Below are 22,879 nucleotides of genomic sequence, written 5' to 3'. Positions count from 1 at the left end.
ATCCAAGGGGATGGAAGCCTTACCGGGAGGTTATTTCAGGCATTTCAGCCCTATTTCATTCCCGAACGAATCGCACTTCACCCACCATTTTAGCGATCTCGACCCCGTTCTGCTCGAAGATGACGATCGGATCGCTCCCCGGACTGAACTTGACCCGCTTCACCAACACCTGGCCGTTGGCGACGCGCTGGCCGACGCTCACATAACGGCTCGTCGGTTCGTTGGGCGCTTTGAGGATGATTTTTGTATCCGTATCGGTCTTGACGACCCCGGTCACTTCCATCCCCCGGGCCAAATCCGTGGGGGGAGGTGGCGGGGGGAGGGCGGGCGCGGCCGGCGGCGGGGCGTTGGGATCGACCCATGCCGTCGGCGCCTCCGTGATGGGAAGGGCCGGCAAATCAGGGACTCCCGCCACGGCCAGGTCAGGGATTTCCACGACCGGAACCGTCGGAATGGGTTCGGCCGGTGCCGCCGGTTCAGCCGGCGCTCCGGGTCGGGCTGGCGCTCCGGGTCGGGCCGGTGCCGTCGGTTCGGCTGGCGCTCCGGGTCGGGCCGGTGCCCCGGGTCGATCGGCCCCCCCCGGTGCCCCCGGCGCTCCGGGGGCTGCTGTACCGGCGGCAGCGACCGGGCTTTGCCACTGGGGAGGTCGCGTGGTGATGGGAACTGGCGGTAAGTCGGGGACTTGATTGGCTTCCGGCGCCGCCGGTCTGGCGGCAACGGTAGCCGGCACTCGCCACTGGGGCGGCGCGGCCGACCCGGGCAGATCGGGCAAGTCCGGCACCTGCCGGGTTTCAAATGTCAATGTCTCGGCGAACGTCTCGGCGGTGGCATCTTCATCTTGGGGCCGTTGTGCGAGTTCGGGGGGAAGCGGCCCGAAGGGGCTTTCGACGGCGGCATCGGGAACGTTGGCCGGTGCGGTCGCGACGCCGTTGTCGCCATTCCGACGGCTTCCTTGAAGCTGTAACAGTCGTTCCTCTGCTTTTGTGGACTGAATCAAACCGGCTTCGGCCGCCGTATCCGTTTGTTCGGAAACCAGAGGTTCCTCAAATGGCTCTTCTTCTCCGTCCGCTTCTGCTGTTTCTCCTTCTTCTCCTTCTTCTCCTTCTTCTCCTTCTTCTCCTTCTTGGGCTTCCGTTTCGGCCGGGGCCGTTTCCCCTTCTTCTCCGGGTTCCCCTGTCACCTCGGGTTCGGCCGGAGCGGTTTCTTGGACGGCGGGAGTGGATGTCACTTCTTGTTCGTCCGGTTCAGATCCGCATCCTCCCAGCCACAGTGACAATGCCCCGACAACAATGACAAACAGAACTTTACGCATCGCCCGTCCCAAATGCTCTCTATCTAAGATAGCCAAAGTATATCTGATTCATCCACGCTCGCAATAATCTTTGCAGTTTCCCCCCCACGGACCCGGCAGTCGGGTGAAAATGCCGGGTCCGTGGGAATTTCGGGGTGCGGGCGAATCGGGCGTCTGAAATCTAAAATTGATTGAGGCCCACCCCACCCCCCCCACCCGACACCCTTGTTATGAAGTGCCGGGATGGTATCATGTCGGTGGAATTCACAAGCGCGAAAAGGTAACTTGGCATGGCATCAGTGTCTGTATCTCCCGTTGTGCTCATCATATTAGACGGTTGGGGCTATCGTGAACAAACGGACGGAAATGCCATTGCCGTTGGCAATACCCCTGTGATGGATAGCCTGTGGACGGCCTATCCCCGGACGCTGATCCGGGCGTCGGGGAAAGCGGTCGGCCTGCCGGAAGGTCAAATGGGAAACTCCGAAGTGGGTCACTTGAATTTGGGGGCCGGACGCATCGTCCCCCAGGAACTCGTTCGGATTTCCGATGCGGTGGAAGATGGCACCATTCACGACAACCCCGCTGTGATCGAAGTGTGCGAAGAAGTTCGCCAGAGCGGTGGGAAGCTACACCTGATGGGGTTGTGTTCCGATGGCGGGGTGCATTCTCATGTGGATCACCTACTGGGACTGCTCGATGTCGCCAAGGCGAAGGGAATTTCTGAGGTTTGCATTCACGCGATTACCGACGGTCGCGACACGAACCCCACCGACGGAATCAACGTTCTGAAACAGATTCAGGATTATACCGAAAAAATTGGAGTCGGCCGGATCGCCACCGTCAGCGGCCGCTACTATGCGATGGATCGCGACAACCGCTGGGACCGGACGAAGTTGGCTTACGATGTCATGACCGTCGATGGTCCCGGAGACGATCGCACCGTCGCCCAGATGGTGGAGGAGTCTTACGCCGGAGGGGTGACGGACGAGTTCATCCGGCCGATTCGGATGGAGCCGGGGGCGGTGGAGGCGGGAGATGGGGTGATTTTCTTCAATTTTCGGCCCGATCGCGCCCGACAGCTCACCCAGGCCTTCGTGATGTCGGATTTCCAAGGGTTTGAACGGGAACAGATTCGACCTTTGAGTTTCGCCACGTTCACGCAGTACGATGCCAAATATCCGGTGCGGGTGGCTTTCAAACCCCAGAGCCTCGACAATATTTTGGGACAGGTGATCGCCGACCACGGTTTGAAACAGTTCCGCACCGCCGAAACGGAAAAGTACGCCCACGTTACTTATTTTTTCAACGGCGGTTTGGAGCAGCCCTTCGAGGGGGAAGATCGGGAGTTGATCCCGAGTCCGGCCGTGGCGACCTACGACCAGCAGCCGCCTATGTCGGCGGAGGAGGTGACGGATGTGGCCCTCGAGGCGATCGAAAAGGGGATTTACTCCCTGATGGTACTCAACTACGCCAACCCGGACATGGTGGGCCACACGGGGATGATGGATGCGGCGGTGCGGGCGATCGAAACGGTCGATCGCTGTCTGGGAGAGCTCTTGGAGGGGATCTCCAAGGCGGGGGGAACCGCGATCATCATCGCGGACCACGGCAACGCGGAATATATGTGCGACGAACAGGGCAACCCCTGGACGGCTCACACCACCAACCCGGTGCCGTTCATCCTGGTGGAGGGGGAAAAGCGGAAAATTCCCGGCCACGGCACCGACGTGCCGCTGAGGACGGACGGCTGTCTGGCCGACGTGGCGCCGACGATTTTGGAAATTCTGCAACTGCCCCAGCCCCCGGAAATGACCGGAAAATCCATGATCGAAAAGTCCGAGTTGGACGTGCGGGAAAATCGGACACCGGTGCGGGTGCGGTTGTGAGCGGTATTAGGGAGTCGGTATTAGGGAGTCGGGAACTGGGCTGACAAACCCGGTTTCCGAAATTCACATTGACAAAATTATTTTGATTTGAAATAATAGTAGATTGTCTGTCTAAATCTGGCTCGGATCAGGTTGACAAGTTTGTAAATGCCGATCGCGGGCCATCGCCCGTCCTCGGCTACCTGTACGGCAACTTTACCGAAACTTTCATGACTTACGCAATTATTGAAACGGGTGGGAAGCAACTGCGCGTGGAACCGGGCCGGTTCTACGACATCGAATCACTCCCCGTGGACGAAGACGAACAAGTGACCATCGAGAAGGTGCTCCTCGTCCAACATGACGGCGAGGCCCACATCGGGCAACCCCTGGTTGAGGGGGCGACGGTGGAAGGCACGGTAGTCCGGCACTTCCGCGATCGCAAAGTGATCGTCTACAAAATGCGCCCGAAGAAGAAAACCCGCAAAAAGCGCGGCCACCGGCAGGAATTGACCCGGTTGATGATCGATTCGATCAATCTCAACGGCTCCGTCTTGGCCGGCCGGGACTCTGCGGAAACGGCGGCTCCGGAAGCTGCGGCAGCCACTGCATCCGAAGAAGAATAAAGGCTTCGGAGTCATCCCGGAGCGGAAGAGAGTAAAATATCAAACCATCGGGTTAGTTTGGAGGAATCATGGCTCACAAGAAAGGAACGGGAAGCACTCGCAACGGCCGCGACTCAAATGCCCAGCGGTTGGGAGTCAAGCGCTACGGCGGACAGGAAGTTCGCGCCGGCAACATCCTGGTGCGTCAGCGCGGCTGCAAGTTCCACCCCGGCAACAACGTGGGTATCGGCAGGGACGATACTTTGTTCGCCAAGGTGGATGGGGTCGTGCAGTTTGAACGCCGGGGCAAAAGCGGCAAGAAAGTCAGCGTTTATCCCGTGGCGGAACCCGCGGCGACGGCGGCGGCATCCTAAAAGACTGCATTCAACTGCAATATTTTCCAAAATTTTATCAATTCCGGGCTATTTTAGCCCGGTTTTTTTGATGGCAAAGGAGGGAGTCGGGAATCGGGAATTTTTGAATGCGTGAGTGTCCCCGCGCCGGATCTGATATGATGCGATCGCGGGGGTTTTGGAACTCACGATCGCCTTAATAAAACGTTGAAAAAGTTTGAGAAAGTTTACAATATCGGGCGGTCGCCTCAATGGAAATTTGGGGGCCGATGCGTCGTTGGATTGGTCAGTCGGGATACATCTACTCGCCGAGAATTCGGACATTTTTTTGCGGGCGATCGCGACATCAAACCTCAACTCCGATTGTTATTTTATCGCGTTTTACACGCTTTAAAGCCATGAAAAGTTGGATCGAGCGTCATCCCGATCGCACCTATTTTTTATTCTTCGCAATGATTTTCGGCATCACCTGCTTGGGATTGGGTTTAATGTTGTTCAATTCCTTCCTCAAGCGCCTCGATGTCCGGGATCAAACAGTCGCCCGGGAAGTGTTGACGGCATCCCTGGAAAATCAACATCGACATCTGTTCAGTTACGGCCGATTTACCCCCAATTTAGAAGCCCTTTACAAGGGGACGAGCGAGGGAAAACCCGGTTATCGGTTCGAGATGAATGTGGATGAAAATCGCGCCCTCATCAATGCCGTCGCGCGGCGTTGGCGTCCGAGTCATTTTTCGGGGGCAATATTCGTCGTTTCTCCCGAGAGTGCCACCCGAACGGTGGGGGGAATTTGTCGCGGCCCGGACAAAATTGTAGAACCCGTCCAACTCTCCCCATCCCGCAGGATTCAATGTCCTCCGGACACCGTTTCGATCGCCGCCTTTGCGGGGGCCGTATTTGCAGTTGAAGACGGAGAGACGACCCAAAAAGTCGGCGGCGTCTGTATCGTCTATCACAACCCCGAGCGGAGGAATTTTTATCCCCAACCGGATGCGATCGCCCCCCCCGAACCGGACTCGAAAAAAATCCGATGTCCGGCCAGATCTTCCCTTTCAAAAACCTTCGTCATTCGCCATTAAAAATAATTCACAATCTCCGAAAACCGTAGGGGCCCCTGGCTGGCACCCTCTATATCGCTCAATTCGGCTGAAAACTGACGGCCGACGGGTTAAACTAAATTATCGTTTCACCATCTTCAATTATGTCCGATTTCAAAGAACCCCTCACCTATCCGAACACTCGCAAAAGCGACCAAGTGGACGAGTACCACGGCATCAAAGTTGCCGATCCCTACCGCTGGCTTGAAGATCCGGACTCCGACGAAACTCGGGCCTGGGTGGAGGCCCAAAATCGGGTCACGTTCGGCTACCTGGAAACCATTCCGGCCCGCGGACCGCTGCGCGATCGCCTGACGAAATTGTGGAATTACGAAAAATATGGCATTCCGTTCAAAGAGGGCGATCGCTATTTCTATTTCAAAAACGACGGCCTGCAAAACCAGAGCGTCCTCTACGTCCTCGACGATCTCGACGGGGAACCGAGGATGTTATTCGACCCCAATACCCTCTCCGAAGACGGCACGGTGGCCCTGTCTGGAATGGCCATCAGTAAAGACGGAAAATTGATGGCCTACGGACTTTCGACCTCCGGTTCCGACTGGCAAGAATGGCAGGTTTTGGATATCGACACCGGGGAGAATTTGGGCGATCGCATCCAGTGGGTCAAGTTCTCCGGCGCCTCCTGGACCCACGACAACCAAGGTTTCTTTTACAGCCGCTACGACGAACCCAACGAAGACACCCAATTTGAGGATATCAACTATTACCAAAAACTCTTTTACCACCGCCTGGGAACGCCCCAATCCGAAGATATTTTAATTTACGATCGCCCGGATCGAAAAGAGTGGGGGTTCAGCGGCGGCGTCACCGAAGACGGCCGATATTTAATTATTTCCGTCTGGCGGGGGACTGACCCCAAAAACCTGATTTTCTACAAAGATCTGACGCGGTGGGAGAGTCCGGTGGTGGAACTGATCTCGGACTTCGAGGCGGAGTACAGCTTCATCGACAACGAGGGCAGTTTGTTTTGGTTCAAAACCGATTTGGACGCGCCCCGGGGCCGGGTGATCGCGATCGACATCGACGCCGAAACCCGCACCGAAATCATCCCGGAAGTCAACGAAACCCTGGAAGGGGTGGGGACGTTAAACAATCAGTTTGTCACGGATTACCTCAAAGATGCCCGCTCCCAAATCAAAATTTTCAACCTGGACGGGTCGTTTGTCCGCGAGGTGGAATTGCCCGAAATCGGATCGGCGGGGGGATTCGGCGGCAAGCGTTCTGACACCGAAACCTTCTATTCTTTTACCAGTTTCACCACCCCTTCGACCATTTACCGCTACAATATGGTGACGGGAGAAACCACCCTTTACCGACGGCCGACGGTGGATTTCGACCCGGAAGATTACGAAACCCATCAGGTTTTTTACAACAGCGCCGACGGGACGACCGTTCCCATGTTTGTCACCCACAAACGGGGGATCGAATTCGACGGGAATAATCCCACCATTTTGTACGGTTACGGCGGGTTCGGCGTCTCCCTGACGCCGAGTTTTTCCGTCAGCCGCCTGGTGTGGCTGGAGATGGGCGGCGTGTACGCCGTCGCCAACCTGCGGGGGGGCGGCGAATACGGCGAAGAATGGCACCAGGCGGGGATGAAGCTGAACAAGCAAAACGTGTTCGACGACTTGATCGCGGCGGCGGAATGGTTGATCGACAAAAAATATACCGCGTCCGGCAAATTGGCGATTATGGGGGGAAGCAACGGCGGGTTGCTGGTGGGCGCCTGCATGATTCAGCGTCCGGATCTGTTCGGGGCGGCGCTGCCGGCGGTGGGGGTGATGGATATGCTGCGGTTCCCCAAGTTTACCATCGGTTGGGCTTGGACTTCGGATTACGGTTCCCCAGAGGACAAAGAGGAGTTCAAAGCCCTGTACGCCTACTCTCCCCTGCACAACCTCGAACCGGGGACGGTGTATCCCTCGACTCTGGTGACGACCGCCGACCACGACGATCGCGTCGTTCCGGCCCACAGTTTCAAGTTCATTTCCGCCCTGCAAGCGGCCCACGTCGGGGACAATCCGGTGCTGATCCGCATCGAGACGAAGGCGGGACACGGGGCGGGAAAACCGACGGCAAAAATAATCGAAGAAATTGCCGACGAGTTTGCCTTTTTGGTGCGGGTTCTCGATATCGAAATCTGATATATGGCTTGGGGTGTAGGGTGTAGAGAATTTTAGATTTCCCGACTCCCGACTCCCGACTCCCGACTCCCGCACGCGATACCTGCGCGAACAGAAACCCGGGTTTTTCAACCCGGGTTTCTGACCTTAAAAATTGTTGTAATTCTCTAGGAAGCGGGACGCTCCATCAACCCCAATTCGTAGGTAATTTCGTGGACGCCGGGGATGTCTTTGATCTGTTCGATCAGATCGCGGGCTTCCTGTTTATTTTCGACCGTCCCCGACAGGATCACGGCACCGCTGGCGACATCTGCGACCAATTCGTCGTTCATTTTCGACTTGATGGCATCGCGAATTTCACCGTCGCTCAGGGGCGGATGTCCGGGGGTGGGGCTGGCATATTCCAAACCGCTGTACTGGCTTTTATCGCCGGTGATGGAGAGGTCTTCATCGATCGATTGATTGCCGACGGAATCGGACAGGTGGCCGGACGCTCCCATCGCCCCCATGTAGGGACTTGCCAACGCCGCCATGCTGCCGGTGTAGGTGAACAGCAGCACGCCCAGCATGATCACCGTGGAACGAAAGAGACGGGAGCGTCGGGTCATCGCCAGGGTGGCGAATGCGAGTGCAAATACGCCCATCATTAAAGGAATTAATTCAGATAGAGTCATAATTCAATATCCTCATCAAATTGTTAACAGTATCAGAAGGGACTCCCGGTGTCCGCCATCTCGGGCTGTTCTGTCAGAGAGTTGAGTCTCTCCTCGATCGCGGCCAAGAGAAGGAAGCGATAAAAACTTCTCACCACCGAGCGGCGGATTCGCGCCGTCCGGACATCTGGCGATCGCTCTCCTTCGATATCCGACGATGTGTCACAACAGCAAAACCCACATCCGACGCCCAACCGACGAGCCACTTCTATTGCTTTCCAGGTTAGGAGGAAATTTCAATATTTTTATCCCCCCCAAGATAGAATTTGAAGAACGACAAAGATTCGCTCAAGACGAAACCGCCGCGCTCCCGAGAAGTCGATAAATGGTCTCTCCGTCCTGTTCGTAGGACGTCAGCCAGGTGCCTTTCATTTCGCCCCCGCGATCGCGGTGTTCGTGACATCCCCGTTCGAGGGCGGTACGGATGTCTTCGAGGTCGGGGGAACCGCCCGACGACGGCGAAGACAGCGATGCGGCGATCGCTTCCGCCGAGAGTCCCCGGGGGTGTTCTTTGAGGAGGGCGGCGATGAGCGCCTGCAGATCTTTGCGCTCCGTTTCTGTCGGCGACCGCCCCTCAATTTCCCGCATTTTGGCATCGATTTTCGCGTCAACTTCCGCGATCACTTCGGCGCGAATTTCTTCCATGCGGCGATCGATATCCGATAACAATTGTTTTCGCAATTCTTCCCGCACTGCTTCCCAATTCATGGACAATTGCTCCTCCCGCTTGCTGGTCTGTCGTGCCGAAAATTGGGGCACGAAGGATTCGCACCCCAAATTTTTTGGGGCATCGAATCCCGCCCGTCAACTTGAAAACATCCGCGATCGGGAAAAGCAGAATGAATTGTCAATTCTTCCCCCCACCCGACCTTTGCGGTCCGGTCGAGAACCGGGGCAGATTTTAGCCCGTGGCCGCGATCGTCGTCGGCGTCGGGGCGGACACCATTTCGCCCGACCGAACGCGATACAACTCGGCGAAGAGTTGTTCGTGTTTCCGCAGATTGTCTTCGACTTGTTCCAAAATCTGCACGCTGGCCGGGTCGGTGAGTTTGACGCCCAAATGTCCGGCGTCGTAGAGGCCCGTCTGCAAGTCGCCCAGGGCGCGGCGCAGAATTTCCACGTCGCTGGTGGTGGACTGCAGCCAACTTTGCAGGGTGGCGAAGGCTTCGCTGCCCAAAGCCTGCCAACTCACCTGTTCGCCGAAGGCGTCCAGGCGGGATTCCAGCAGGTCGATGTGCAGGCGCTTCGTCGTCATCACTTCCCGCAACAGCAGGTCTAATTGGGGGTCGCAAAGGCGCTGCTCGTACTCTTCAAAGGCCGCCACGGTGTAGCGTTCGCCCACCAGGGCTGTGTTGAGGGCGTTGACGATATCCAGGCGGCTCGAACCGCCCCAGGCTTCGCCCAACTTCCACCAGGCGAAGGTGCGATCGCTCGCTTCCGGCCAGTCCATGCCCTCGATGGACAGTCCCAGAAAACTCAGGAGCGTCGCCGCAAACATGGGCAGGTCCCCCGGCTGTCTGGCGGCGATCAGGTTGCCGTCGATGACCACCGGCTCATCGATGTAGGTGGCGCCGGCATTTTGGATGTCTTTGCGGATGGCTTTGAATCCGGTCGTCTGCTTGCCGCGTAGGGCGTCAGCCTCGATCAAGACCTGGGGTCCGTGGCACACCGCCGCCACCGGTTTTCCCTGGGCCATGCCGTCCATGACCAACCGGACGGCGTTGAGGTTGCGTCGGATTTTGTCCGGCGCGCCGCCGCCGGGAATCAGGATGGCGTCGAAATCTTCGGAGCGGACTTCGGCGGCGGTGCCGTCGGGGGTGACGGTGACTTGGCCGCGCTTGCCCTTGTACTCGTCGTTCATGCGGGAGCCGATATTCACAACTTCGGCGCCGGCTTGTTGCAAGGCGGTGCAGGGGACTTGATATTCCGAATCTTCAAAACCACTTTCAATCAGGCAGGCAATCCGCTTTTTGGGGTTGGAGCCGTTGTTGGATAAAGTCATGAGAATTCCTCCTTGAATCGATATTTTTTATGCTTTCCGGAGCGCCACAAATCCTGCCGGTTCCGGTTGTCCGGCGACATGATACGAATGGGGATGCGATACCCTGCGGTTCGGAAAATGGCGATCGCCTCGGGCGCACTCCCCCGATCCCGATTTTGAAGGGGCTACCTCGTCGGAGGGGGGCGCGATCGCGGGGTTCAGCTTTACTGTAGAAAATCGCGCCATCGGTCGTCATCTGTCTGTGGCCATAAAAAAGGGCCCAGAGACGGCGCTCTCGGCCGCTTGAAAATACCGAAAGATGGAAATTGAACTCGATCCGGCTCGGAATTCAAAATCCCCCTATCCCAGCAGCAGGATATTATTGTCGGAAGCTACGAAATCCTCGGCCTGCAAGGAAGCCGGAGCGACTCCGGAGGCGATCGCCAGGTAAGTCCCGTTCAACCGCACCGCCGCGGACGTCACCGCCGCGCCGCCGTCCACCTGAAGTTGAACGGGGTCGATCTGCAACTGGGCGAAGGTGACGCCCTCGGGGAGCATGATCTGATCCACCCCGTCCTCGAAGTCACCGATGACGTCGGCTTCTCCCGCCGTCGCCGCCGCCGCCGCGCTTCCCGGCAGCACGAAGATGTCCCGCTGGCCGTCGGGGGAACCCTGGAAGCCGCCGATCAGCAGGTCCCGACCCTTGTCGCCGATCAGGTAATCTTCGCCCGGGCCGCCGATGAGAACGTCGTCGTCCTGTCCCCCCCGGACGATATCGTCGCCCGGACCGCCGATGGCCGTATCGTTGCCCAGGTTGCCGTTGAGCAGGTCGTCGCCGGTATTGCCGTCGATGGTATCCGAGCCTTTCCCCCCCCGCAGGGCGGTGCGGATGACATTGCCCGCCAGGATGGGGCTGCGATCGCCGTCGCCGCCCGCCGAGCCGTCAATGCGGTCGTTGCCCCGGTTGCCGTTGATGTTGTCGGCCCCGGGCGTCCCGGTGATGACGTCGTTGCCGTTCAACCCCTGGATGTAGCGGGCGGTGGCGGTGCCGGGGACATTGCCCTCGGCGCCCGTGTCGGCGTTGTTGGTGAAGACGTAGGCCGCCACCCCCCGGTCATCGGTGAAGGCGGTATTGCCGCCGAAAGGGGCGGTCTGCCGGCTCTCGTCGGGTCCGGGATCGGCGGGGTCCGCCGCGGGGGTCGTCCAGATCACGGTACTGCCGGGTGGATTGAAGGTATTGGGGATATCGGCGGCGAGAATTTCGTCGTCCGTCAGGTTCGCCACGTTCTCGATCAGGCCGACTCCGGGGGCGTCGCCGGTAGTGTCGGCGTAGAAATCGGCGATGACGATATCCTGCTGCGGGTCGATATCGCCGCTCGCGTCGATATCGATCGCCAAATCGGTCCCCCGCCGTTCCAGGCCGATCCCCGTCGTCGTCGGCCCTTGGGCGAGGACGGTGGCGCCGCCGAGGTTGAGAAAGTCGCTGTTGCCGCCGGTATCCTCGATGCGGGTCCCCCCCCCTGTGGCGACGGCGACGGTGTAGAAATCGCTGCCGTTGCCGCCCCGCAGGGTATCCGAGCCCCCGCCGCCGGAGATGTCGTCGTTGGCCGCCCCCCCGACGAGGATGTTGTCATCCCCGTCCCCCGTCAGGTTGTTGATCAGGCCGGGGGCGCCGACGACATTTTCGACGGTTCCGGCGACGACGTCGTCGGTTCCCAGGCCGGGGTTGACCAACCCCTCCACCGCGGCGCCGAGATCCACGGTGACGCTCCCGGCCCCGGATGTCGGCCCGACATTTTGATAGGACAGGTAATCTCCCCCGGTTTCGTCGCCTTCTCCGCCGTCGATGATGTTATTTCCGAGTCCCCCCTCGAGGGTGTCGTCCCCGTTGTGGCCGTTGAGGTTGTCGTTGTCGGCCCCGCCGATGAGGGAGTCGTTGCCGGCGTCGCCGTTGAGGAGATCGTCGCCGGCCCCTCCCTCGAGGGTGTCGTTGCCGTCTCCCCCGTTCACGGGGTTATCGTTGCCGTCCCCGGCGGCGATGCGATCGTTGCCGCGGCCCCCGTCGAGGCGGTCCGCGCCGCCGAATCCCAAAATCGTGTCATTTTCTTCCAGATCGGCTTCCGTGAGGGCGATGGGGGGGATGGGGACGCCGTCTTTCGTCATTAACAGCGGCAGCAGCCCGGAGAGGGGCAAGGTTCCCAGTCGCAGTTGGTCGTTAAAATCGGTGCCTCTGAATTCTGCCATGATGTCTTCCTTTTTGAGTTCGTTTCGTGGCGGTCGGTCCTTCGAGTCCAAAATTGCTGGCGCCGGCCGATTTTTTTTTCAATTCAAGTCGATGCGATCGCCGGCTTCTCCAACGGTTGACTGGGGTGGGACGGCACCATTTTCACCGCCGTCCGAGACTCGCCATTCTATAACTATTCGCGATCGGGTTGGCTGCTTTCAGCAAGGATCGACCGGGCGTTATGAGGAGATTTGGGGATTTGGGAATGTCCCGACCATCTCGGCGGTCGCTATCAATCCCCGGCGATCGCATCGGTTCTTTCTGCCGGCGAAAACTGCGGCCGCGTCCCCCGACGGACGAGGACTTCAAAGATCCCTAGGGGCGACCGGAAAAAATTATGCATCGGCCAGGGCGGTTCGGACGTCGATCGATTTGAATTCCCCCTCCGACGCGATCGCAAAAAAAACCGGGAAATGGTCGGCCGACCATTTCCCGGACTCGGTGCAATTTTTAAACGGCTTTAATTGGGATGCGCCGAAATATTTTGGGCGGTGTTTTGTAGGTCGAACAGGGGGGTGACGACGCCGCGGACGGTGACGTATTCCAGGTTGACATTTTCGGTGCGATCGCCCACCGCCGGATATCCTTCCCCGACCAAATCGACCTCCTTGACGGCGACATCCCGGACGTCGGAGAAAAGGATGCCGTTGAATTGGGATGGGGAATGGCTGCGGATTGTGAATCCCCGCAGTCGGACGTTGCGGAGGGATTCGGCGGGGGAGTGCACCACCAGCATGGCTTCGGACGGGGCGGTTTCAAAGTGGGCTTGCAGGATCGTCCGCTCCGCTCCCTCGCCGCGAATTTCGATGTCGGAGCGTCCGATTTTCACCGGTTCAAATAAATCCAATTCGCCGATGGGGAGTTCGATTTCAATGGGGCGATCGCCGGGGAGACCGTCAATAAGGGCTTGCAGGGCGCGGGAATCATCTTGGCGATCGTTGGGCCTGATATCGTGGGCGATCGCCTCCACCACTTCCACGGCAATTTCGGGCCCGGCATTCTGATAATTTGCCATCACGCTCTTGATATCCTGGACGGGGGTGAGAATTCCCATCCACCACCACAGAAGGGCGATAAAGAATGCCAACCCCTGGGACACCAGCAAAAACCGGGAAACCATCAGTTGCACCCAAGCCATGAACCCTTTGGATTCGGCCTTGATGCTCTGGGTGCCGCGGTTGTTCCAACTCTGTTTGGCCATGTTCATCTGGTTCCAAACCTTGATGACGGACGAACTCCACTGGGTCGCCACCAAGACCGGAAAGTGGATCGGTTTCAGGTGGGAGGGGCGGCCGATGAAGATGATAATCAGCATCAGGGGGCGGCTGAAACAAACCCAGCACAAAATCATCCCGGCGAGCACGAATTTGCCCCACAATAACGCGATCAGGAGCAGGCCGGGGGTGATGAGAGAGGTCCACATACTGATCCGCTGGTCGAGGAGACACCACCAGGGGAACCATCCCACCACCTTCGGACCCAGACCGATCGCCCGCCCGCTGCTGCGGAGCATATTGCCGAACCAGCGCCTCATGTTGTTGTAGGCTCGGTTCGTCACCGAACCGGAGTGGGTTTCGAGGGAGTTCACGATCACGTCCGGGATGTAAATCATTTCGTAGCGGTTCTCCAACAGGAAATACCAGGTGCTCTTGTCGTCCCCGGACAGGAACTTGAAGCGCCCCCACAGCCAATCGTCGAGGGAGTCACTTTCCAGACGGCTGATAAAGTCGGGGTGAAAGGCGGCTTCGGAGCGAAACAGGGAAAACCGGCCCGTCAGACACAGCACTTTCCGGGAGAGCGACAGGGAACACATCTGATAGTGCCGCTGGGAAAAGCGCAGGTGGAACCACTCGGAAAAAATGTAGGAGCCGTGGACGATGGGCATTTCGTCGGTGGTGAGGGCGCCGATTTTGGGAAACATCCGGAAAAAGGGCAGGCATCCCAGCAGCGTCCCCGGACAGAGTTCCGTATCCCCGTCCATCAGGGCGACGATGGTATCTTCGGGCAAATTCAGGGTTCTCAGGTGGCGCAGCCCGTCGGCCATCGCCTTGCGCTTGCCGTCCTTTTGGGTCATCTGGATCAGGTTGATGTATTCCAGTTCGGGATCGTAGGATTTCAGGACATCGACGATCGCCGCATTTTCCTCCGGCCCGCTGCTGTTGACCAAAACGGTGACTCTTTGATTGATGCTTCTGGCTTCGTAGACGATGGCGCGAAACACCCGCTCGGTGATCCAGAGTTTTTCCTTGTAGGTGGGGACCATGAAGCACATATGGGGCAGGTCTTCGGTCGGAATAGCCGCAGCCTTCTCCCGCCAGCGGGGGAAGACGGCGTGCATGAAGAACCGAGACCGGAGTACCTGAACCAGGAACCAGGACCAGCGCCAGAGTCCCACCGCCCCCATGCCCACCACGCCGGACAGGCCGACGGTGGTCAATTTGAGGGGATCGCTGAGTAAAAGCAGTCCGAGGAAACCGCAGGCGGAAATGATCACCATTCCGATCCAGCCGGGCTGTTGGCTGGCCGGGTAGGCCGGCTGTTTTTGATTGAGAGTCGCAGATTGGGTCATGATTCAGAGGCGAGTGGGTGAGTGTCGGTACAATGTTCGATAAAATTTCGTTTTTCTTCGGGGTGGCTCGGTGCGATCGTGTCCGCCAGAATCGTTTGAATGTTTCCCAACGATTTCTGAACTTCGACACTTGATATCAGTTGAAGGGATAGGAGGTCGAGGGCTAATTTTGAGAAGTTTAAGGGATGGGATATCGAGAGCTAATTTTGAGAAGTTTAAGGGATGGGATATCGAGAGCTAATTTTGAGAAGTTTAAGGGATAGGAGGTCGAGGGCTAATTTTGAGAAGTTGAAGGGATGGGAGAGCAAGGCTTAATTTTCCGAAGTCGGGTTCTCGGGGGGGCGGGAAACCAGTTCCGATTCGGATTGGGGGGCGCCGACGACGCGATCGCGAATCCAGCCGTACATCCCCGCAAACCGGGATTTCCAGGCGGTGAGGTCGGGGGCGTCGGATTTGCCGAAGCTGAGGCGGGCGACCTGTCCGAGTCCGCAGAGTTTTTGGGCTTCGACGCCGTCGGGGGAGGGGGGGATGCGGACGGTGACTCGCTTCAGGAGGGGTTCCCGCATCAACGTTTCGGGGATGGTGGGGGAGAGGGCCTGCACCTGCATCCGCCGCCCCTGTTTCTCGAGTCCGACCCCTCCCACTTCGGCTTCGCTGATGGTGCTGATGGGCTGAATCAGGTCAATTTCGCCTTTGAAAATGCGATCGCGATCGCCGAGTCGGACGTGGACGGGTTTTTCCAAATCCAAGTTGCTGGCGTCTTCGGCCCGCATCACCGCTTCCACCCACAGCTCGTTGCAGTCGAGGAGGCTGAGGACGGCTTCCGACTTGTTGACGATTTCGCCTTTTTCCCGCTCGGTTTTGTAGACCACGCTGGCGAAGGGCGCCTTGAGTTCCATCTCCACCGGAGTCAAAGCCCGCTGCAGGCTGGCGTTCTGGTATTGCTGTTGCTGCTGGAGTTGCTGCTGTTGCTGCTGGAGTTGCTGCTGTTGCTGCTCCTGCTGCTGCCGGCGGACTTGCTCCTGCTGCTGTCGGACGGCGGCGTACTGCTCGCGGAGTTGCCGCACTTTCGCCCCTTCGGCCCGGACTTGAGTCAGGCGACGGTCGCGGAGGGTTTCGGCGAGGGCGAGTTCCTGTCGGGCGGCGTTCACTTCGCTCTGCAGGCGGGCGATTTCCCCGGACTGCTGGGCGATTTGCTGCTCGAGTTGGCTCATTTCCCGGGCGAGGGTGTGGGAGTATTCTTTGTTGGTCCCGACGCCGTTTTGGGCGGCGGTGTGGGCGATTTGGGCGGCCCGCAGGCTCTGCTCCATTTCCCGCACTTTGATTTGGGCGGTTTCCCAGTTGGCTTTCAACTGGTCCACCCGCTGCCGGGAGATGGCCCCCTCGGCCATCAGGCCTTGGAAGCGGTCGTATTCGCCGCGGGCCAGTTCCGCTTCGGCGACGGCCCGATCCAATGCCGCCTGACGTTGGGCAATTTCGGCGCCGCGGACGTCAACTTCCACCACCTGGATGCGGTCGTGCTGGCCGCGGATCTCTTGCAGGCGATTTTGCAGGGCGGTTTGGGCGGTTTGGGCGGCCCGGAGTTGTTGGGTTTTGGCTTCGAGCTGTCCCCGGCGCCGGACGATTTCCTGTTCGGCTTCGTCGGCGTCCCGCTGCAGTTTTTGATAGTCGCGGTCGAAGTCGGGGGGGAGGTCAAATTCGGGGTATTCCAACTGGGGCGCTCCGGGCTGCGTCGGCAGGACGGTTTGGGCGACGGTTTCGGGATAGAAGTTCTCCTCGTCGGGGATGTGCTGGATGCGGGCTAGGATCTGGTCGGGCTGGACCCGGGCGCCGGGGCGGGCGTAAAATTCCTCGACGTTGCCGGAAATCGGCGCCCGCAGCCGGACGAGGCGGCCGTTGACGACGCCGTGTTCCACCACCATATGGGACATCCGGTGCCAGATGGAGGTGATCCCGATGCCGACGGTGGTGATTCCCAAGCCCACCAGGGCCGTCCCGACGAGGACGCGGTTGACGGTGCTGGGTTTCCGTTCGCTTAAAACGTGTTTCTGGAGGTTTCCGCCCTGGGTTTGGGTGGGGGCGATCGCATTCTGGGCGGGTTCGGTGTCCGTTCGGGTGATTTCGCCGGACTCGGGCCGGGCTGGGACGATTTGGGAGGCGTCGGCGGCGGGGACGGCGAGTTCGGAAGTGGGACTTTCTTCCTCGGAAGAGACGGAAAGGCTGGCGATCGCGATCGGGGAGGGGAGGATTTCTGGCCCGCCGGCGATCGGGCTGTCTTCGATTTCTTCCCGGACGATGCGGGGGGTCAGGTTCGGCTCGGCGTCCGGCAGGTGCAGGAAGTTCCCCTGGATGGCGTCCAAATCGATTTTTTGGACGATTTCCAGGGTCTGTTCGTCGGCGATGTATTTGGCCGTAACCGGGCCGAGGATGTAGCCGATTTCCCGCAGGCGCTTGAGGATGGCGGGATTTTCTGGGTCGGCTTTGATGCGCTGGATAAATTTATTGTCGAGTTTGACGCGATCAATGGGCAGTTGCTTGCACTGGGAAAGGGTGAGGGCGAGGTTGTTGAAGTTGTCGATCGTCACCAAACACCCGATGCCGGTGACTCGTTTGATGAAGTCCAGGGCCGGGGAGAAGTTTTGGGCGATGGTGATTTCGTTGAGTTCAAAGCTGAGGCGTTGGGGGTCGATTTCGCCCTCGATCAGCCAGGCGCGCAAGTCGTCGGTCAGGGCGATGTCTCGGAGGGCGAATTTCGAGAGGTTGACGGACAGGTGAATTTTTCGATTCTCGACGAGTCGGTCGATCGCCTGCCCGATCACGTACCGGTCCACTTGGGAGAGCAGTCCCATCTCGGCGAGGACGGGCATGAATTCTCGCGGCTCGAACAGTTTGCCCTGGCCGTCCCGCCACCGCAGCAGGACTTCGTTGTGCAGCACTTCGGAGGTGGCGACTCGGTAGGCGGGCTGGTACCACAGTTCAAATTGTCCGAGTTCTGAGGGCTGTTCCGGTTTGGGAGTCCGACGGGCTGTCGTTCCGGACGGTCTCGAAGGTGAGGAATAAATGGGCGGACGCGAGTTGGAGGTCATGACAAGTTCCGAATGCTAAACAAAGATCTCGATCCCCTGGAAAAATCTGTAGTTCTCCGTAGTTTTACGGTTCTACAGCGAGGGGGGGCAGGGTCGGGTGGCGATCGCCCGGACAGACGGTAGGCAGTCGCTTTGAGGTCGCCAGAGGCACCTCTTCCGATGCACTGAACCCCGATCAAACCTTTCCATTACTTTGGCAGATCGGCACCCGAAAAAACAAGATCTGTGTGTAAAAGTTCCGTTGGCTCAGTGTAAAGATATGATAAAAATCCGGTGGCCTTTAAATTCCGCCTTGCGAAAATGTAAAACTGGAAAAGCTCGATTGTAAAGATCTGATAAAGAACCGCGTTGGGGTTGCAATTCTGTATTTTTATCCGTAAAATAACTAGGTCTGATTCGGCTGGCGATTCAAAAAAGGCGATCGCCGGGATCGGTTTTTTCGGAGTCCCGGCGATCGCCTCTATCGTAAGGTTGAAATTGTCCGCTTCGACGACCCCCCTCAAGCCGTCAGCTTCCCGATCAATTCTCGCTTGACTTCCTCGGCGCGATCGGTTTCGACCTGACAGGTCCCGGCGTTGGCGTGTCCCCCGCCCCCATATTCGAGCATCAGATTGCCGATGTTGACGTCCGAAGTCCTGTTGAGGATGGATTTGCCCACGGCGAAGACGGTATTTTGTTGCTTCAACCCCCACAGGACGTGCATGGAAATGTCGCAGTCGGGGTGCAGGGCGTAAATCATGAACCGGTTGCCGGGGTAGATGGTCTCTTCGTTTCTGAGATCGACGACGATGAGATGGTCGTGGATGGTGATGCAGCGATCGAGTTGTTCTTTAAATTGATCGGCGGAGTCGAAGTAGAAATCCCGCCGTTCTTTGACATCTTTGATGCTCAAAATTTCGTCGATGGAGTGATTTTTGCAGTAGTCGATCAACTCCATCATCAACTGATAGTTGGAAATCCGGAAATTTTTGAACCTTCCCAACCCCGTGCGGGCATCCATCAGGAAACTCAGCAGCACCCAGCCTTCGGGGTTCAAAATCTCGTCCCGGCTGAATTGGGCGGAGTCCGCCTTGTCCACCGCCGCCAACATTTCTTGGGAAATGTTCGGGAACCTTTCCGCCCCGCCATAGTAATTGTACACCACCCGCGCCGCCGATGGGGCGTCCGGGTCGATGATGTGATTGGGCTTGATTTCTCGATTCCGCACCGTCTCGCTGAGGTGGTGGTCGAAAGCCAGGTGGACGCCTTCGACGTAGGGGAGGTTGGTGGTGATGTGGCGATCGTCGAGTTGGATTTTGCCGTCCTGCATATCTTTAGGATGGACGAATTGAATTTTGTCGATCAGGTCGAGTTCTTTCAACAAAACGGCACAAACGAGTCCGTCAAAATCGCTGCGCGTCACCAAAGTATATTTATTGTTTTCAGACATAGGATCGAATTGAAGAATCGGGGGCAATTGTTATTTGAATGGATCTCATCCGGGGGAGATCTCTCCGGCACGCCAGCCGAGGAAGCGGCGGGCGACAATGGAGGTGTTATCAACCATCCCGGCATTAATTTTGAACGGAGGTGCAGGACTTTCTTGGCGGATGTCGGGATGGAAGCTGCTATTATTTTACACCGGAGGGGCGATCGCATTCCCGGGGATAGATCCGGACTCCCCGGCGCGATCGCGTTTCTCGCCCGGGCGGGGAACGCAAATGAATGATTGAGAATTGCCAATTCTTCCCGGCCCCCGATTCGAGTTCTGCCGGTCGGGTCGGAAAATTGCTATGTGGGATACAGTCGGAATTGAGAGTTTGAGTCATAATATCGGGTTGAACGCCAAGCGATCAGTCTGAACCCCCGGAGGGCATCTAAAATTTCCCGACCATGAAACCTCGAATTATTGTTTGCAATTTGGGTCGCACGGGCTACAAAATTTTTCGCCTCCTCAGACAGCAGGGGGCGATCGTGGTGGGGGTCAGCGAACAGCCCGTCAAGGGGGAGGGATCGGACGTGGTGGTGGGAAGTTTCCGCGCCGCCTCCACCCTGCTGGCCGCCGGCATTCAAAATGCCCACACCCTGGTCCTGGCGGGGAACGACGACGCCACCAATTTGGCGATCTTGATGCAGGCCCGCATCCTCAACCCCGACATCCGCATCATCAACCGCCTTTTCAACACCAACCTGGGGGAGAGTCTCGATCGCATTTTGCCCGCCCACTCCTCCATGAGCGTCTCCGCCCTCGCCGCCCCGGTGTTCACGTTCGCGGCCCTGGGAAACCGGGCGATCGGGCAGGTGCAACTGTTCGAGCAAACCTGGCCTATCCACGAAGAATTGATCGACCCCCAGCACCCCTGGCTGGGCAAAAGTCTCCACGACCTGTGGTCTGACCGCAACCGGATGTTAATTTACTATCTCCCCACCGCCAGCGATGTCGATCTGGTTTCCGCCGTCATCGACGGACGGCGTCTGGAGGTGGGCGATCGCTTGATTATCGCCACCAAACCCAGCATCCGCACCAAGCGGATCACCCTCTACCAGCGCTGGGTGAAATTTATTCACAGCCTGAAAAAGTTTCGGCAACACGGCAAAAAGGCGGTGCTGATCGCCCTGGTTTTGTTACTCACTATCCTGCTGGCGACCGTCACCTACGTCAGCATCAATTTGAATAATTCTTTTGTCGATTCCCTCTATTTTTCCGTGGGCATGATCACCGGGGCGGGGGGCAACGAAAAGGTGGCGGAAAACGCCCCCGAGAGCATCAAAATCTTCACCGCCGTGATGATGCTCGTCGGCGCGGGGGTGATCGGCATCTGCTACGCCCTCCTCAACGATTTCGTCCTCGGAACCCGGCTGACGGAATATCTCAACGCTACCCGCGTCCCCCAGGGCAACCACTACATCATCTGCGGGTTGGGGGGGGTCGGCATCCAAATCGCCGAACGACTCCAGGCCAGCGGCTACGAGGTGGTGGCGATCGACCGCGATCCCAACAACCGGTTTTTGAGTACGGCGCGATCGCTCAAAATTCCCGTTTTGGAGGGGGACGCCTGCCTCGCCTCTACCCTGGAAAATGCCAACATCAGACAGGCCGACGCCCTCCTGGCTGTCACCAGCGACGACACCGCCAATTTGGAAATCGCCCTCAGCGCCAGGGCGATCGCACCCCGCCTGCGGATGGTCGTCCGCAACCAAGACCCCCATTTCGGGTTGATGGTGCAGCAGGTGTTCGATTTTGAAACCGTACTCAGCCCCACCGAAATCGCCGCCCCCGCCTTCGCCGCCGCGGCGATCGGGGGCCGCATTTTGGGCAACGGCATCACCGCCGATAGTCTCTGGGTTGCCCTCGCCACGCTGATCACCGCCAACCACCCCTTCTGCGGACAGCGGGTGCAGGATGTCGCCAAAAGCGTCGATTTCGTCCCCCTCTACATCGAAACAGACCGCCAGACCATCCACAGTTGGGAACTGCTCAATTTCCTTCTCAGTCCCGGCGATATCCTCTACCTGACCCTCCCCGCACACCGCCTCGAACAGCTCTGGCATCCGCTCTCTATCAACCGGCGGTTGGGGAATGTGGCGGATGAATTGGGGGGCAGGGTGTAGGAAACAATTAATAATTAACAATTAATAATTGATCATTAATAATTGTTCCCATTTCTCGTTCCTTTTGATTACAAAATTTGCGATAAAAATTTCTGCGTCCGCTCTTCTTGGGGATTGGTGAAAAACGCCTCCGGGGTGGCTTCTTCCACCAAAAGACCATCGGCCATCAAAACGACGCGATCGGCCACTTCCCGGGCAAATCCGACCTCGTGGGTGACACAAACCATCGTCATCCCCTCCCCCGCCAAAGTCCGCATCACGTCGAGGACCTCCCGCACCATTTCCGGGTCGAGGGCGGATGTCGGCTCGTCGAATAGCATGATTTTCGGTTGCATCGCCAACGCCCGGGCGATCGCCACCCGCTGCTGTTGACCCCCAGAAAGTTGACCGGGAAATTTCTTCGCCTGTTCGAGAATTCCCACCCGCTCCAGCAGTTGCATCGCCACTTCTTCGGCTTTCGCCTTCGGCCACCGCCGCACCCAAATCGGCGCCAGGGTAACATTTTGGAGGATGGTCAGGTGGGGAAATAGGTTGAACTGCTGGAACACCATCCCCACTTCGCGACGAATTTCTTCGATATTTTTGAGGTCGTGGGAGAGGCTGATCCCGTCGATGACGATGCTGCCTTGCTGGAATTCCTCTAAAGCGTTAAAAGTGCGGATGAAGGTCGATTTGCCGGAGCCGCTCGGCCCCATGATCACCACCACTTCCCCCCGTTTCACGGTTAGGCTCACTCCCCGGAGAACGTGGAAGTTGTTGCCATACCATTTGTGAACGTCTTGGGCGATAATGACATCGTTGGAAGTGGAAGCCTGAAAGTTTTGGGGCGTATCTGCTTGTGTCTGTGTCATTTTGAGTCAAAGATCCTGAGTGATTGGTATGGGTGCTAGAGCCGGAAGACGACCGGACGCGATCGCCACCGATCTCGAACGTCATATCACATTTTTCCACCATCATAGCCCAACCCTAACCGGAGTTCGCGATCGCGCCCGTCCTCCGATCTTGCCCCCGATTATACACGAATTGCCTCGGCAAACCGGGAATCTATCGATCATTGATAATTGATGATTTTCAATTCTTTCCCCACCCCAATTGTCGCTACTATGAATTCCCCAAAAGTGGCAAGTTTTACAGAAATTATCTGTCCGGTGAAATCGCCGAAATGCCCAATTCTATTTTCGGATGCGAATGGGGATGGCCGGCGGTTCCCGTCCCGTCGCTTTTTGGGAAGTCTGGCTTATCGGTTTTGCAATTATCGTTTAATTATTTAAATAAATGTCAGGTAATCTTGAAAAAT

At 58.0% G+C, this 22,879-nt stretch carries 17 protein-coding genes; 8 read left to right on the top strand and 9 right to left on the bottom strand.

The features are described 5' to 3' along the window. Positions 1-55: 55 nt before the first annotated feature. Positions 56-1,312 (bottom strand): hypothetical protein, encoded by a 1,257-nt coding sequence (locus AC0QHF_RS07895; protein WP_324703657.1) that lies wholly within the window; start codon positions 1,310-1,312, stop codon positions 56-58. A gap of 269 nt (positions 1,313-1,581) precedes the next feature. On the opposite strand from AC0QHF_RS07895, the gene gpmI reads away from it, so the two are divergent. From gpmI to AC0QHF_RS07870, 5 genes are all read left to right on the top strand, one after another. Continuing rightward, entirely contained in the window at positions 1,582-3,180 is a 1,599-nt protein-coding gene (gpmI, locus tag AC0QHF_RS07890; RefSeq protein ID WP_324703656.1) for a 2,3-bisphosphoglycerate-independent phosphoglycerate mutase, read from the top strand. Positions 3,181-3,389: 209 nt separating this feature from the next. Next, the gene (gene rplU, locus AC0QHF_RS07885; protein ID WP_324703655.1) at positions 3,390-3,785 is read left to right on the top strand and encodes a 50S ribosomal protein L21; all 396 of its coding nucleotides are present in this window, start codon (positions 3,390-3,392) and stop codon (positions 3,783-3,785) included. 68 nt (positions 3,786-3,853) lie between these two features. Next, the gene (rpmA, locus tag AC0QHF_RS07880) at positions 3,854-4,138 is read left to right on the top strand and encodes a 50S ribosomal protein L27 (protein WP_324703654.1); all 285 of its coding nucleotides are present in this window, start codon (positions 3,854-3,856) and stop codon (positions 4,136-4,138) included. Positions 4,139-4,515: 377 nt separating this feature from the next. After that, on the top strand, positions 4,516-5,196 hold the full coding sequence (locus AC0QHF_RS07875; protein WP_324703653.1) for a type IV pilin-like G/H family protein: 681 nt from the start codon (positions 4,516-4,518) through the stop codon (positions 5,194-5,196). A gap of 122 nt (positions 5,197-5,318) precedes the next feature. Next, a complete protein-coding gene (locus tag AC0QHF_RS07870) occupies positions 5,319-7,379 on the top strand; it encodes a prolyl oligopeptidase family serine peptidase (protein ID WP_324703652.1) in 2,061 nt (686 codons plus the stop codon). Positions 7,380-7,525: 146 nt separating this feature from the next. Here the strand turns inward: AC0QHF_RS07870 and AC0QHF_RS07865 are convergent, their stop codons facing one another. Continuing rightward, complete coding sequence (locus AC0QHF_RS07865; protein WP_324703651.1) at positions 7,526-8,032, bottom strand: BON domain-containing protein; 507 nt, start codon at positions 8,030-8,032, stop codon at positions 7,526-7,528. A gap of 20 nt (positions 8,033-8,052) precedes the next feature. On the opposite strand from AC0QHF_RS07865, the gene AC0QHF_RS07860 reads away from it, so the two are divergent. Then, complete coding sequence (locus AC0QHF_RS07860) at positions 8,053-8,298, top strand: hypothetical protein (protein ID WP_324703650.1); 246 nt, start codon at positions 8,053-8,055, stop codon at positions 8,296-8,298. A gap of 61 nt (positions 8,299-8,359) precedes the next feature. Here AC0QHF_RS07860 and AC0QHF_RS07855 read toward each other — a convergent pair whose 3' ends face one another. The 6 genes from AC0QHF_RS07855 to AC0QHF_RS07830 form a co-directional block, all read right to left on the bottom strand. Then, on the bottom strand, positions 8,360-8,779 hold the full coding sequence (locus AC0QHF_RS07855) for a hypothetical protein (protein ID WP_324703649.1): 420 nt from the start codon (positions 8,777-8,779) through the stop codon (positions 8,360-8,362). 193 nt (positions 8,780-8,972) lie between these two features. Further along, positions 8,973-10,073, bottom strand: coding sequence for a type 1 glutamine amidotransferase domain-containing protein (locus AC0QHF_RS07850; RefSeq protein WP_324703648.1), 1,101 nt, complete (start codon positions 10,071-10,073; stop codon positions 8,973-8,975). Positions 10,074-10,412: 339 nt separating this feature from the next. Continuing rightward, positions 10,413-12,296, bottom strand: coding sequence for a calcium-binding protein (locus AC0QHF_RS07845; RefSeq protein WP_324703647.1), 1,884 nt, complete (start codon positions 12,294-12,296; stop codon positions 10,413-10,415). Between the two features lie 500 nt (positions 12,297-12,796). Then, positions 12,797-14,905: a glycosyltransferase gene (locus tag AC0QHF_RS07840; RefSeq protein WP_324703646.1), complete on the bottom strand. Its 2,109-nt coding sequence runs from the start codon at positions 14,903-14,905 to the stop codon at positions 12,797-12,799. Between the two features lie 311 nt (positions 14,906-15,216). Beyond that, positions 15,217-17,991 (bottom strand): EAL domain-containing protein, encoded by a 2,775-nt coding sequence (locus AC0QHF_RS07835; RefSeq protein ID WP_324703645.1) that lies wholly within the window; start codon positions 17,989-17,991, stop codon positions 15,217-15,219. 499 nt (positions 17,992-18,490) lie between these two features. Beyond that, positions 18,491-19,420 (bottom strand): exopolyphosphatase, encoded by a 930-nt coding sequence (locus AC0QHF_RS07830; RefSeq protein WP_324703644.1) that lies wholly within the window; start codon positions 19,418-19,420, stop codon positions 18,491-18,493. Between the two features lie 27 nt (positions 19,421-19,447). On the opposite strand from AC0QHF_RS07830, the gene AC0QHF_RS07825 reads away from it, so the two are divergent. Then, positions 19,448-19,699 (top strand): hypothetical protein, encoded by a 252-nt coding sequence (locus AC0QHF_RS07825; RefSeq protein ID WP_324703643.1) that lies wholly within the window; start codon positions 19,448-19,450, stop codon positions 19,697-19,699. A 164-nt stretch (positions 19,700-19,863) separates the two neighbouring features. Beyond that, positions 19,864-21,582, top strand: coding sequence for a potassium channel family protein (locus AC0QHF_RS07820; RefSeq protein ID WP_324703642.1), 1,719 nt, complete (start codon positions 19,864-19,866; stop codon positions 21,580-21,582). Between the two features lie 68 nt (positions 21,583-21,650). On the opposite strand, the gene AC0QHF_RS07815 is transcribed toward AC0QHF_RS07820, so the two are convergent. Next, positions 21,651-22,433, bottom strand: coding sequence for an amino acid ABC transporter ATP-binding protein (locus AC0QHF_RS07815; RefSeq protein ID WP_324703641.1), 783 nt, complete (start codon positions 22,431-22,433; stop codon positions 21,651-21,653). Positions 22,434-22,879: the final 446 nt, after the last annotated feature.

It is taken from the genome of Lyngbya sp. CCY1209 (assembly GCF_055795065.1).
Note: the sequence above shows the minus strand (reverse complement) of the source record. Positions and strands in the feature narration are given on the sequence as shown.